Raw genomic sequence first — 13,532 nt, forward strand, 5'->3', positions numbered from 1 at the left:
CCGTTCGTGTCCTCGTCGTTCAGTCCTCGTCTTTGAGGCGCTCGCCCGGCAGCAACGGCAGGCGCGCGCCGTCGGGCGTGCCGCGGCTGAAGCGGCCGCGTTCGATCAGCAGGATTTCGCCGCTTTCGCCGTTCTTGATGCCGCTGTCCACGCCGATCACCCGGCCGTCGAAGTAGCTGGCGATGTGGTGGTGGGTGGTGTGGCCGACGACGATGCGGGCGACGCCGAGCTTGCCGGCGATGGCGTCGACCTGGGCCTGGTCCAGCGCCGGATCGGTGAAATAGCCGCGATACCAGATCGGGCTGGTCTTGCCGTTGTACAGCGGCAGCAAGCGCGCATCGTTCTGCCATACCGCCTTGGGCGTGCCCAGCGAATCGCGATAGCCGGCGTTGCTGCGCTGCGTGTCGAAGTCGCCGGCGACGTAGTCGGGCGCGATGCCGCCGTGCACGAACAGGCTGTCGCCGACCCGGGCGATGGTCTGGCGCGTGCGCAGCCATTGGCCGAGCACGGTCTGCGGGCCGTACAGCTGCGGATAGCTCTCGCCCAGCGCGGCGGCGCTGCGCGCGTAACCGGCGTTGACGTAGCGCAGGTCGCCGCCCAAGGCCATCGTCTCGTGGTTGCCGATCAGGTAATGCACCGCGCCGCCGGCCTCGCGCGCCTGCTGCTCCAGCGCGTACAGCAGCCACAGCGCCTGATTGACCTTGGGGCCGCGATCGAACACGTCGCCGACCACGACCAGATGGCCGCGGCCGTAACGCCAGCGCAGATCGCGGCCGACGACGCCGTTGTTCTGCAGCAGCCGAACCAGCAAGTCGTATTGGCCGTGCACGTCCGACAACACCGCGATGCGTTCGACCGCGCCGGCCGGCGCGTCGCTGCGCGCCTGCGCCGGCGCGCGCACCAGGATCGGGCGGTCCACGCCGCAACGCGGCGGCACCCGCACCGGCCAGCGCTTGGACGGATAGCGGCGTTCGAAGGTTTGCCCGGCGCAGACCCAGCGCACGACGATTTCGCCTTCGCCGTAGCGGATGTAGGGGCCGTCGTCGAACGCGGTTTCGGCCGCGGGCGACGCTGCGGCAGCGGCCGGCGTTTCGGCCGAGGCGCTGCCCAGGCAGGCGGCGTACAGGGCCAGGCCCAGGCTCCAGGGACGAAGGGCGGACGCGTTCAAGGCGGCTCTCGTAGGTTGGACGGATGGATTGCGAGCTTGGCGCCTGCGGCGGGGGGCGGCAAGCGGTGGGGTTTGCGGGGGCGGGCGGTATTCGAAAGCGGCTCCCCTGCAGTTCTTTCGAAATCCTGCATCTCGACATGGCCGGTGCGGCGAAAGCTGCAAGCCATTCTGCTGTTGCTTTCGCTCTTTGCTCCCCCGCCGCTACGAACTCGCCACAGACAAAAGCAGACCCGAAGGGCGCGCGCATGGATGCGCGCGTGCGGGACCGGGCCAGGATGGCCCTTGTCCCGCATCCCTGCGCAGGCAACGAACCTTAGTGGCTCTTGATTCGAAAAACAGGGAGGCGCCTTTCTTTGGTTACTTTCTTTGGCAAGACAAAGAAAGTGACCCGGCCGCTTGCGGACGGAAGCCTTTGATCCTGGCTTGTCGTCACGCGTTGCAACGAGATCCGCTAAAGGTTCGTACCCGACTGTAGGAGCGACGCAAGTCGCGACCGCGAAACCGCAGCCATTGCGCAGGTTTCGTCGTAGTTGTGTTTTCGCGGTCGCGACTTGCGTCGCTCCTACAGGGAGCGTTCCGCGGTTGGCTTCGTCGTTGTCTTCATGGCGGGTGAGGACAAGCGACAATCCAAAGCTTTCGTCCGCAAGCGGCCGAGTTACTTTCTTTGTCTTGCCAAAGAAAGTAACCAAAGAAAGGCGCTTTCCTTGTTTTCGAATCAAGAGCCACTATGGTTCGGAGCTTGCGCAGGGATGCGGGACAAGGGCCATCCTGGCCCGGTCCCGCACGCGCGCATCCATGCGCGCGCCCTTCGGGTCTCTGTTTGCCTGTATAGCAACGGCAAAAAAATGCAGCGCTCGCAGGAACGCACTCCAACTTCGACCTTGTTCCCAGTCTCCGTCGAACCATCCCCCCGCCCAACAAAAACGGGGCTCCAAAGAGCCCCGTCCGGGTCGCACTCAACGCCTCAGCCGGCGATCACGGCCAGTTGAGGTTCACCGAAACGCCGACCACGCGCGGCTCGTTGTACACCGCCGCCATGTAGTTCTCGATCACGCCCTTGAGGTTCTTCTCGTTGGTGATGTTGCGCGCGAACAGCGCGACCTCGTAAGCGCCGTAGCCGCCGGTGTAGCCCAGGCGCAGACCGCCTTCGAAGTTGCCGCTGGAGGTGAACTCCTTCGAGTCGTACAGCACGAAGCTGGTGTAGCCCTGCTTGTTCCAGTCGGTGGCGACGAAGAACGCGCCGGCGTCGCTGACCGGGATGTCGTAACGCGCGCCGAGGCTCAGGTTGTACTTGGGCGCGTTCGGCAGCGGGTTGCCGTCGATCTGGGCGAACACGTTCGAGCCGATCTTGATGGTCGGGTCGTTGACCGTGCACACCACCTGGCCGTTGAGGCCGCAGACCTGGGCGTAGACGCGCTTGTCCTGGATTTCGCTGTGCAGCCAGCTGGCGCCGGCGGTGATCGACAGGTTTGGGATCGGACGCCAGTCCAGGTCGGCTTCCAGGCCGTAGGCGCGGGCCTTGTCGGCGTTGAACAGCACGCCGTTGCCGTTGGAGTCGTTGCCGTTGAGCTGGATGTCGTCGACGGTGTAGGTGAACGCCGCGGCGTTCAGGCGCAGGCGGTTGTCGAACAGGCTCGACTTCACGCCCGCTTCCCACGACAGGATGGTTTCCGAATCGGCGGTGGTGAAGTCGGCGTTGAACACCGCCGAACGGCCCTGGATGGTCGGGCCGCGGAAACCGCGGGCGACGCGGCCGTACACGCTGACCTGCGGGCTGATCTCGTACATCGCGCTCAGGTCCCAGCTGGGCGTGGTGTCGGACATCTCGACGTCGCGGCGGCCCTTGTAGGTCGACACGCCGGCGACAGTGTCGGCGGTCTTGAGCAGGCGCGTGCGCTTGCTGTCGCGAGTTTCGCGCACACCGGCGGTGACGGTGAACTTATCGGTGAACTTGTAGCTCAGCTGGCCGAACGCCGCCCACGAGGTGTTGCTGTTGCGCAGGCGCACCCAGTTGTTCGGGTTGCGCGCGGCGCCCTTGAGGAACCAGGCGCGCTGATAGAAATCGGTGGTGTCGCTGCCGTCGAAGTAGAACGCGCCGACCTGCCATTGCAGCGGATTGTCGCTTTCGCTGGCGAGGCGGATTTCCTGGGTGTACTGGTCCAGGTCGCGGACCTGGCCCATCGACTGGCCGTAGCCGTTGGGCACGCCGCCCACCGGATAGTTCGCCGCCGCGCCGCCGTCGGTGTCGCCGCGGCTGTAGCCCGAGGTGGTTTCGTACGCGGTGATCGAGGTCAGCGACATCTCGTTGAAGCGCCAGGTGGCCTTCAGCGAACCGCCGTAGGTCTTGTACGCCTGCGGGTTGTCGCCGGCTTCGTCGTAGGCGACCTGGTCGCGCGGCACGCGCACTTCGTTGGAACCCTTGGTCAGCGCGTTGCGCAGGAACAGGGTCGAGGTGCCGTCGTAGTCGCGGGCGTGGGCCGAGGCCAGCAGCGAGAAGTTCTCGCTCGGCTGGAGCAGGAACTGCGCGCGCAGGTTGCGGTCGTTGTAGCCGCCCATCGCGTCCTTCTTCGGCGACACGGTGCCGTCGGCGCTGGGTCCGGCGTAGGTGTTGTCGACCCAGTCGTCGCGGTGCTGGTACAGCGCCGAGACGCGGAACGACAGCACGTCGTTGATCGGGCCGCCGATGCCGCCGTCGAGCGAGACGGTGTTGTAGCTGCCGTAGCTGGCGGCCAGGCGGCCGGACCAGTCCTGGCTCGGCTTGATGCTGTCGAACTTGACGATGCCGGCGGTGGTGTTGCGGCCGAACAGCGAGCCCTGCGGGCCGCGCAGCACTTCGACCTGATCGACGTCGAACACCGGGTTGGACTTGAGTACGACGTGCTCGAGCACGACGTCGTCCTGGATGATCGAGACCGGCTGCGAGGCGCCGAGGTAGAAGTCGATGTTGCCCAGGCCGCGGATGTAGAAGCGCGGGAAGATGCGGCCGGTGGTGGTTTCGGCGTAGAAGCTCGGAACCTTGCCCGACAGCGCCAGCAGGGTGTCGTCGCCGCCGGCGGTGAAGGCGCGCATCGCATCGCCCTGGACCACGCCGACCGAGACCGGCACGTCCTGCAGATTGCGCTCGCGGCGGTCGGCGGTGACGGTGATCGAATCGAGCGAAGTGGCCTTGGCTTCCGCGGCGCGCTCGGCTTGCGCCTGCGTCGCCGGCGCGTCCTGGGCCGCGGCCGGCAGCGCGGCGGCGAGCAGCAGCAGGCTGGCGCAGGCGCTGGCCAGCGCGGTTTTCGCCGGCGGACGGCGGTTCGCGCCGGTGGACGGGCGGTGGGCGACGCGGCTGCGCTGCGGCAGGCGTGCGGCGGAAACAACGGACATGGGGGTGGGATCCTTTCGTGGCGCCGAGGCTGCGAATGCGGCCGGCCGACGCTGGGCCGGCCGCGGGGGGCGGTATTGTCCGCGCCGCGGCAAGGTATGTCACCTGTGTTTCACATCCGTTGCAGGCGCTGTGCCGAGCCCGGCGGGCTCGCCTGGCCGGCAAGAAAAGCCGAAAACCGCGGCCTGCGCGGGTGCCGCCATCGGCGCGCGCGATACCGCGTGGCCGTCGGAACAGGCCGACGCCCGGTTCACGCCCACGAACACGCGGCGGCGCGCCGCGACTCCCGCACCGCGCCGCCGCGGCCCCTGCTCAGCTCTGATGGATCTCGATGCTGCCGTCGAACCCGTTGGCCTGCGCCGCAGGGAACCCCGGCGGCAACCCGCCCAGCACCGCGCCGCCGGCGACGTTGCCGGCGGCCGGCAGCACCTGGGTGCCGTTCATCACCGCCGGCAACTGCGGCACCACGAAGCCTTGCGGGAACGCCGGCACCGCGTTGAACGCGTAGTTGTTGATGTTGGCCGCGGCGTTGGCGGGCATGACGTTGACCGGCTTGACGATGCTCACCGCGCGCCAGGTCACCAGGATGAATTCCGGCGCGTACGAGTACAGGTTCTGCGCGTTGGTCATGTTCGGAGCCGAGAACGGACTCACCGAGGACTGCACGCTGTAGTACACGCCGTACCACGACTGGCGCTGGCCGCCGGTTTCGTACTGGTAGCACGCGTTGATGAAGGCGTCGATGTAACCCTCCACCGTGGCGTGGTTGGCGTTGCCCACGCCGGTCAGCGGCACCAGGTTCTGCCAGTTGTTGCCCGGCCCGCCCCAGCGGCCGTTGATCAGATGGCCGCGGATCCACGGGTAGTTCAGATCCTGGGTGAAGGCCAGCGGCGGGCCGCCGATCAGCAGCTGATTCCACGGCGCGCCGACCGCGGTGGGCACGTTGTTGCCCTGCTGTCCGGGCATCATCAGGTCGGGGCCGAGCAGCGCGGAGGCGGAACTGGCGCCGAAGTTGGCGATCTGGCGCACCGCGAGCGGGCCCAGTTGCTCGCGCGCGATCGTGAACATCGGCTGGTTGGTGCTCCAGTGCGGATTGTTGGGCGCACCGTTGTAAATGATTCGGCTCATAGGTCACCTGTCGGGATCGGGGATTCGGCGGTCGAAGCCGACAGGCGCGCAGGGCCACGCCCGCGGGCGCGACGGTCGGAAGCCGGCAGGCGCGCTGCGGACGATGCGTCGCCTAGGACGTTCGTCCGCAGCCGGCACAGGCGCGGCTCAGCGTTGAAGAACGCGATACGAACGCGGCCGTGAATACGGTCGCGGTTCTAAATGGCGCCGATCCCGATGGCGCGGCATTGTCGATGCGCGCGCGGCGGTGGCGCACGCAGAAGCGGTGCGCGCGTGAGTTCGACAGCCGATCAGGTTCGCGTCAGCCGCGAACTGCGTAACGAAACGGTTGCGCTGCCCGCGCGGCGCGGCCGCGCGCGGCGGCGCTCAGTCCCCCGGCTTCCAGCCGCTCTCGGCGAGGAACGCCTTGGGATCGGGCATCAGCAGAATCTCCGCCAGCGCCGCGCGCTTGTCGCCGGCGCGCCGGTAATACGCCTTGGCGACGCGGTAACCGATCCAGTAACCCTGGTCGTAAGGCCCGTCGGAGTCCTTGCGGTAGTTGTACATCCACTGGCTGTAGTCGGTGTTGTCCTGCTCGCGCAGGAACGCTTCGCCGATCTCCTTCTCGCGTCCGCGCACGCGCACGGCCAGCCCGGGATTGGCCACGCCGCCGGCGATCAGTTCGGCGACGAACTCGGCGGCGCCCTCGGTCAGCGACATCAGCCGCACGTTCGCGCGCGGATCGCCCTGCGGCAGTTCCTCGGCGGCCGCCGGCTGCTGGATGTGCGCGTACTCGTGCGCGATGACCCGCACGAAGCGGTCTTCCGGATCGGGATTCATGAAGTCCGCCGCGCACAGCGCCTCCAGGCCGACGGTGACGCCGGAAGGATTGGTGATGCCGACCGGCTTGCCGCGGCCGACCACGATCGCCACCGGCGGGAACTTCGCCTGCGGATACAGCTCGCCGAGCGTGCGCAGCGCGGCCGCGACGCGGCGCTTGACCTTCGGCAGCAACGCCAGGCATTTGCGCGCGTCGCGATACACCGCCGGATCGGCCGCCATCTGCGCGGCGATGCGCTCGCCGGTGACGCGGCGCAGTTGCGCGAACTCCTTGAGGCTGGGGCTGCCCTGGGCCAGATACCCGTCGAGTTGGGCCACGCTCGGCTTGCCGTCGGTGGCGTTGTACAGCGCGTAGAAACGCTCGACGTCGTCGATGCGGATTTCCGGTTCGGCGGCGCCGGCGGCGGATGCGATCGCGAACGAGGCGGCCAGCAGCGCCGCGCGCAGGCGACGGCCGGTGGCGGGCAGGACAAGCGACGGCTTCGGCATCTGCGGCGGATCCGGTCGTAGGCGGGAGTGGCCCGGGCGGCGCCGAGTCTGCGCCGCGGCGCCGGGTTTTCTCACTGCCACAAGTCATGAGAATTCATGACTCCAAACACTGCGCGGCCGGACGCTGCGCCGGCCGCGCCGCCTCACTGCGCGCGGAACGCCTGCATCGGATCGCTGCGCGCCGCGCGCAGCGCCGGCCACACCGTAGCCAAGGCGGCGGCCGCCGCCAGCGCGCCGATCACCAAGGCGATCGCCAGCGGATCGGCGGTGCTGATGCCGAACACGAAGCGCCGGATCAGGCGCGAGGCGGCCAGCGCCGCGCCGATGCCGAGCGCGAGCCCGAGCGCGACCTGCGCGCCGCTGTCGCGCAGCACCAGCCGCACCAGCCGCGCCGGCGACGCGCCCATCGCCGCGCGCACGCCGTACTCGTGGCGGCGGGACGCGACCGCGATCGACAGCACCGCGTACAGGCCGATGCCGGCCAACAGCAAGGTCATCGCCGAGAACAGGCCGACCAGCAGCAACTGCATGGCGCTGCGTTGCAGGCCCGCCTCGACCACGGCGCGCATCCGCCGCACCTCGCCGATCGGCTGCTGCGGCGCCGCCTCGGCGACCGCGCGGCGCACCCGCACCTCGAAATCGGCGCCCGCGCCGCGCGCGCCGATCGCGTAGTTCAGCGGCCCGTATCCGCGGATCTTGGTCCACAGCTTGGGCGGCAGTTGCCGGAACGGGAGGTACAGGATCGGCGGCGCCGGCTGGTCCGGTCCGAACTGGCGCACGTCGCCGACCACGCCGACGATGCGCATCGCCGGCAAGGTCTCGCTGTCGGCGCCGCGGCCCATGCGCAGGGTCTGCCCGATCGGATCGCCGCGCAGGTGCTTGTCGACGAACGAGCGGCTGACCACGCACACCGGCTCGGCGCCGGCGTCGTCGCGGGCGTCGAACACGCGGCCGCGCACGGACGCGATGGCGAAGGTCGCGAAGAACTCGCCGTCGACCGGCCGGAACTGCGGTTGCACGGCGCTGCCGTCGGCGAGCGTCGCGGGCATGTTCAACTGCGAGCCGATCGGCAGGTTGGTCGACATCGCGACCCGCTCGACGCCGGGCACCGCGCGCAGGCGCTGCATGATCGCCCGGCTTTGCGCCGCGACCGCCGCCGCGTCGGGGTACAGCGGCTCGACCGGCGACAACGCGAACACCTGCACCGAGGCGCCGTCGAAGCCGAGCGGCACCGCGTTGAGTTCGTACAGGCTGCGCATGAACAGACTGGACACGACCAGCAACAGCGCCGCCAGCGCGACCTGCGCCACTACCATCGCGCGCGCCAGCCGGCCGGCGCCGCGGCTCAAGCCCGAGCGGCCGCCGCCGACGAGTTCGCCGGTCAGCGACCCGACCCGCGCGCGCCACGCGCCGACCGCCGACGCCAGCAATGCCAACAGCAGCCCGACCGCGAGCGCGAACGCCCAGCTCGCATCGATCAAGGCGATGTCGCCGTTGGGCAGCCACTGCGCCGGCGCCATGCGCTTGAGCAGGCGCAGGCAGGCCCAGGCCAGCGCCAGACCCGCGGCCGCGCCGACCGCGCCGATCAACAAGCCTTCGCCCAACGCCGGCATCGCCAGCCGCAGCGCCGGCGCGCCGAGCGCGGCGCGCACCGCGCTGTCGTGCGAGCGCAGCGCCGAGCGCTGCATCACCAGATTGGCGAGGTTGATCGCTGCGACCGCCAGCACGCACAAGGCCGCGGCGAAGAACAGCCACAGCGCCGAACCGCTGCCGCCGGTGTAGAAGTCGCGCAGCGGCATCGCCTTGTAGCGGTTGCGCGCGAGGTAGTCGTAGTTGTCCGCCGGCAGGGTCGCGCGCCGCGCCTCGACCAGGGCGTGCATGCGCGCGTCGATGCGCGCGTCGCGGCCGGCGCCGGCGTCGTCGAAGCGCGCGATCACGTAATGGTTGGCGTCCATGTCCTGCGGCCCGCTCTGCAGGCGGATCGGGACGAGCAGGTCGAACGCCTGCGGCCAGGCGAAGCTTTCGGGCAGCACGCCGACCACGCTCGCGGGCCGTCCGTCCATGACGATGCTGGCGCCGAGCGCGTCGCTGCGGCCGCCGAAGCGGCGCATCCAGAAATCGTGGCTCAGCACCACCGCATCGGCGCCGCCGACCCGGTCTTCCTCGGCGCTGAAGTTGCGGCCCAGCGCCATCTTCACGCCCAGCGTGGCGAGAAAGCCGTGGTCGGCGGCCAGCACCGGGCCGACCAGCAAGGCGTCGCCGCGCACGATGTTGACGTTGCGCAGATAGGCGGACGCGATCCCCGCCGAGGCGGTCCCGGGCATCGCGCGCACGCTGTCGAGCATGGCCGGCGCGGACACCACGGTGTCGCCGTAATCCATGCCGACCGCGGCCAGCCGTCCGGCGTCCGGGAACGGCAACGGCCGCAGCAGTCCTTGGTAGAACAGCGAGAACACGGCCACGACCGCGGCGATGCCCAGGGCCAGGGTCAGGCTGGCGATGGCCAGATAGCCCGGCCGGCGCAACAGCGCGCGCCAGGCCTGGCGCCATTCGGCCAGGATCGCCGCCATGTTCACGGCGACCGCGCTCATCGCGGCTGCGCCGCGCCGGCGTCGATGCGGCCGTCGAGCATGCGCACGCTGCGATGCGCGCGCGCGGCGAAATCCGGATCGTGGCTGACCATGCACAGGCTCGAGCCGCTCTCGTGCAGGCTTTCGAGCAAGCGCATGACCAGCTCGCCGTTGTGCCGGTCGAGGTTGCCGGTCGGCTCGTCGGCGAGCAGGATCGCCGGCCGGGTGACCAGCGCGCGCGCGACCGACACGCGCTGCTGCTGGCCGCCGGACAGCTGCCCGGGGTAATGCCGGCGCCGGTGCGCCATGTCGACGCGTTCCAGCGCTTCCTCGACCCGGCGCTTGCGCTCGGCCTTGCCGATGTCGTCGCGGTAGGTCAGCGGCAGCTCGACGTTTTCGCCGACGCTGAGGTCGGCAATCAGATTGAACGCCTGGAAGATGAAGCCGACCGCGCGATTGCGCAGGCGGGTGCGCGCGGCCGCGCCGAGGCCGGCGACCGCGGTGCCGTCCAGCCAGTATTCGCCCGAGCTAGGCGTGTCCAACAAGCCCATGATCGACAGCAAGGTCGACTTGCCGCAGCCCGACGGGCCGGTGATGGCGACGAACTCGCCGGCGCGGATCTCCAGCGACACGTCCGCCAGCGCGTGGGTTTCCACCTCGTCGGCGTCGAACACCTTGCCCAGGCCGCGCAGGCGGATCAGCGGCCGGTCGAGCGCGGCGGGCGTCGCGGGCGCGGTGTCGTCGAGGGGCACAATGCCGGTTTGCAGATTCATCGCCGTTGCGTCCTTGGGTTGAAGATCGCCGCGCGCTCAGCGCACGCGCAGCGCCGGGTACTTGCTCCATTGCGCGGTGTCCGACAGGACCACGCGGTCGCCCGGGCGCAGGCCGGACTTCACCTCGATGCGGTCGCTGGAGGTCCGCCCGTAGACCACCGGCGTGCGTTGCGCGATCTCGCCGTCGCCGCGCAGCACGAACAGGCTCGAGGCGCCGCCCGGCGTCGCCGAGGAAGCGCGGCCGACGCTGACGACATCGCGCAGGCGCGCCACCACGATGTTGCCGTCGACCGACAGGTCCGGCCGCGCGCCGGCCGGCAGCGGCTGGGCGAAATCGATGTCGACGCTGACCCGGCCCTCGTGCACGGCCGGGTCGATCCGGGCGATGCGGCCCTCGGCCACGCCGTTGCGGGTGTCGACCCGCACCGGCAGATCCAGCACCAGATCCTTGGCCAGCGCCTCCGGCACCAGCAGGCGCGCGATCAGTTCGTCCTGCCGCGCCACCCGCGCCAGGCTCGCGCCGATCGCCACCTGCTGGCCGGGCTCGACCCCGACCTGCTGCAGGATGCCGTCGATGCCGGCGCGCACCTGCAACTCGTCGACGCTGCGTTCGGCCAGGCGCAGCGCGCTGGCCAGTTCGTCGCGGCGCGCGCGCTCGGCCTGCATCTGCGCGGCGAAATTGCTGCGCGCCGCGCCGACCCGCTGCTTCTCGATCGCGACCATGCTCTGGTCCTGGGCCATGCCGACTTCGCTCTGCATCAGCTCGAGCTTGGAGATCACCCCGGCGGCCAGGGCGCGGCGCAAGGCGTCGGTCTTGGCCGCGCTGATCTTGAGCTGCGACTCGGCTTTGGTCAGCACCGCTTCCTGGTCCAGGCGCTGCGAGTCGAGTTCGGTGCGCTTGGCCGCGATCGCCGCATCGGCGCCGGCCAGCGCGGCGCGCGCCTTCTCCAGCGTGGCCAGCGCCAGCGGGTTGCTGAGCCGCAGGATGACCGTGTCGGCGCCGACCCGCGCGCCGGGCTGGACCAGGATTTCCTGCACCGCGCCCTCGCCGCCGGCGGCGAGCCAGCGCACGTGCTTCGGCACCAGGGTGCCGGTGGCGCGGATTTCCTGGACCATGTCGCCGCGCTGGACCTCGTCGATCCACAGCTCCGAACGCGGCGCGCTCGGCATCGCCTCGTCCAGGCCCATGATCGCGAACGCCGCGGCGGCCAGCGCGGCCAGCGCCGCGGCCGAGACGAGCCGGCGTCGGGACAGCAGGCCGCGGGCCTTTTTCTGCTTGGGAATGTCCATCGGTATGGCAGTCATGCGCCGCGCTCCAATGCAACGCGCGCCAAGGCGGCGCGCTCCACCGCCACGCGTACGCCGGCCTCGTCCGCCGCCGGCGCCGCGCCCGGGCGCTGCGCCGGCGCCGCCTCGCCGGCGCTGCCGGCGATGAATTCCTCGTAGCCGGGGCGCTGCACGATGCGGCCGCCGGCCATGACCAGGATCTGGTGGGCGTTGCGCACCGTCGCCAGCCGGTGGGCGATGACGAAGGTCGTGCGTCGCGCCTTGAGCCGGTCGATCGCCGACTGGATCAGCGCTTCGGATTCGTTGTCGATCGCCGAGGTCGCCTCGTCGAGCAGCAGGATCGGCGCGTCCTTGAGCAAGGCGCGGGCGATCGACAGGCGCTGGCGCTGGCCGCCGCTGAGCTGCAGGCCGCGTTCGCCGACCTGGGTGTCGTAGCCCTCGCTCATGCGCACGATGAACTCGTGCGCGTTGGCCGCGCGCGCCGCGGCTTCCACTTCTTCGTCGCTGGCGTCGAGGCGGCCGTAGCGGATGTTGTCGCGCACGCTGGCGCCGAACAGGAACACGTCCTGCGACACCACCGAGATCGCCTGGCGCAGCGAGTCCACCGTGTATTCGCGGATGTCGCGCCCGTCGATCTCGATCGCGCCGGCGCCGACCTCGTACAGGCGCGGAATCAGTTTGACCAGGGTCGACTTGCCCGCGCCGCTGTGGCCGACCAGGGCCACGGTCTCGCCGGGGCGCGCTTCCAGGTCGATATCGGTCAACACCGGCGCGTCCGGCCGATAGCCGAAGCCGACGCCGGCGAAGCGCACCGTGGCGCGCTCGCAGGCCAGCGCGAGCGCGCCCGGCCGGTCGACGATGTCCGGCTGCACGTCCAGCAGCTCGAACACCCGCCGCGAAGCGCCGGCGGCCTGCTTGTACGCGGAGTAATGCTGCGACAGCGAGGCCACGCTCTGGGTGATGTTGAGCGAATACAGCAGGAACGCCACCAGGCTGCCGGCGCTGAGCGCGCCGGCGACGACCTGCAGGCCGCCGTACCAGAACACCACGATGGTCGCCAGGGTGGTCACGAACACCATCAGCGCGCTGTAGAGCGCGTCGGTGCGGCGCATCCCCAGCACCACCTCCAGATAGCGCTGCACGCCGCCGCGGTAGCGCTGCGCCTCGTACGGCGCGCGCGCGTAGGTCTTGACCACCTCGATGCCGCTCAGCGATTCCTGGGCGATGGTGGTCGAACGCGCGAGTTCGTCCTGGATCCGGGTCGACAGGCGCTCGAACTTCGGCCCGTAGAACCGGCTCAGCACCGTCGCCATTGGCGCCATCGTCAGCACCACCAGGCCCAGCCGCCAGTTCATCGACAGCATCACCGCGGTCGCGCCGATGCACTGGAAGCTGTTGATCGCCACGAACACCGGCAGGTTGGCGACGATGTGGCGCACCGAGCCGACGTCGTTGCTGAGCCGCGACAGCAGGTCGCCGATGCGCTGGCGGTGGTGGTAGTCGAGCCCGAGCGTGTGCAGGTGCTCGAACAGGCGCGTGCGCAGGTCGGCGATGATGATGTCGCCGATCGCCTGCAGGCGGAACTGGCCGAGGTAGCTGAGCACCGAGCGCACGATCAGGATCCCCAGCAGCCCCAGCGCCAGCAGGTGGATCGTGCCGATCTCGCGCCCGACCAGGGCGCGGTCGAACAACTGCTGGATGCCCATCGGCATCAGCAGCTGGATCGCGGTGGCGGCCATAACCAACGCCAGGCAGTACAGGATGCCGCCGAGGTGCGGCCGGCTCAGCGCGGCGATGCGGCGCAGTTGCACGCCGCCTTGCGCGTTGCCTCGGGCAGCCTCGCTCGCGCGCGCACTGTCGTTCATCGCGCGCCGCACCGCGCCGCTGCGCGCCGACGCCGCGAAAACCGGCGAAGCCCGCGCGTGCCGACG

8 protein-coding genes are annotated in these 13,532 nt (G+C 70.1%); all 8 read right to left on the minus strand.

Going from position 1 to position 13,532, the window contains the following annotated elements; genetic code table 11:
* Nucleotides 1–19 precede the first annotated feature (19 nt).
* A complete protein-coding gene (locus JHW38_RS12670; protein WP_207521688.1) occupies nucleotides 20–1,168 on the minus strand; it encodes a metallophosphoesterase in 1,149 nt (382 codons plus the stop codon).
* Between the two features lie 975 nt (nucleotides 1,169–2,143).
* Nucleotides 2,144–4,537: a TonB-dependent receptor gene (locus JHW38_RS12675; RefSeq protein ID WP_207521689.1), complete on the minus strand. Its 2,394-nt coding sequence runs from the start codon at nucleotides 4,535–4,537 to the stop codon at nucleotides 2,144–2,146.
* A gap of 310 nt (nucleotides 4,538–4,847) precedes the next feature.
* On the minus strand, nucleotides 4,848–5,663 hold the full coding sequence (locus tag JHW38_RS12680) for a hypothetical protein (protein ID WP_207521690.1): 816 nt from the start codon (nucleotides 5,661–5,663) through the stop codon (nucleotides 4,848–4,850).
* 366 nt (nucleotides 5,664–6,029) lie between these two features.
* Nucleotides 6,030–6,971: a lytic murein transglycosylase gene (locus JHW38_RS12685; RefSeq protein WP_207521691.1), complete on the minus strand. Its 942-nt coding sequence runs from the start codon at nucleotides 6,969–6,971 to the stop codon at nucleotides 6,030–6,032.
* A gap of 143 nt (nucleotides 6,972–7,114) precedes the next feature.
* Nucleotides 7,115–9,562 carry an ABC transporter permease gene (locus JHW38_RS12690; protein WP_207521692.1) on the minus strand — a complete coding sequence of 816 codons (2,448 nt, stop codon included), beginning with the start codon at nucleotides 9,560–9,562 and terminating at the stop codon, nucleotides 7,115–7,117.
* Nucleotides 9,559–10,314: an ABC transporter ATP-binding protein gene (locus JHW38_RS12695; protein WP_207521693.1), complete on the minus strand. Its 756-nt coding sequence runs from the start codon at nucleotides 10,312–10,314 to the stop codon at nucleotides 9,559–9,561. The genes JHW38_RS12690 and JHW38_RS12695 overlap by 4 nt, the downstream gene beginning before the upstream one ends.
* A 36-nt stretch (nucleotides 10,315–10,350) precedes the next feature.
* Entirely contained in the window at nucleotides 10,351–11,619 is a 1,269-nt protein-coding gene (locus tag JHW38_RS12700) for an efflux RND transporter periplasmic adaptor subunit (RefSeq protein ID WP_207521694.1), read from the minus strand.
* Nucleotides 11,616–13,466 (minus strand): ABC transporter ATP-binding protein, encoded by a 1,851-nt coding sequence (locus JHW38_RS12705; RefSeq protein WP_207521695.1) that lies wholly within the window; start codon nucleotides 13,464–13,466, stop codon nucleotides 11,616–11,618. Before JHW38_RS12705 ends, JHW38_RS12700 begins: the two co-directional genes overlap by 4 nt.
* Between the last annotated feature and the right edge of the window lie 66 nt (nucleotides 13,467–13,532).

Source organism: Lysobacter enzymogenes, from assembly GCF_017355525.1.
Taxonomy (GTDB): domain Bacteria; phylum Pseudomonadota; class Gammaproteobacteria; order Xanthomonadales; family Xanthomonadaceae; genus Lysobacter; species Lysobacter enzymogenes_C.

Coding starts and splice junctions, on each gene's coding strand:
- JHW38_RS12675 (WP_207521689.1), bottom strand. CDS start 4,537: ATGTCCGTTGTTTCCGCCGCACGCCTGCCGCAGCGCAGCCGCGTCGCC.
- JHW38_RS12690 (WP_207521692.1), bottom strand. CDS start 9,562: ATGAGCGCGGTCGCCGTGAACATGGCGGCGATCCTGGCCGAATGGCGC.
- JHW38_RS12700 (WP_207521694.1), bottom strand. CDS start 11,619: ATGACTGCCATACCGATGGACATTCCCAAGCAGAAAAAGGCCCGCGGC.
- JHW38_RS12685 (WP_207521691.1), bottom strand. CDS start 6,971: ATGCCGAAGCCGTCGCTTGTCCTGCCCGCCACCGGCCGTCGCCTGCGC.
- JHW38_RS12705 (WP_207521695.1), bottom strand. CDS start 13,466: ATGAACGACAGTGCGCGCGCGAGCGAGGCTGCCCGAGGCAACGCGCAA.
- JHW38_RS12695 (WP_207521693.1), bottom strand. CDS start 10,314: ATGAATCTGCAAACCGGCATTGTGCCCCTCGACGACACCGCGCCCGCG.
- JHW38_RS12680 (WP_207521690.1), bottom strand. CDS start 5,663: ATGAGCCGAATCATTTACAACGGTGCGCCCAACAATCCGCACTGGAGC.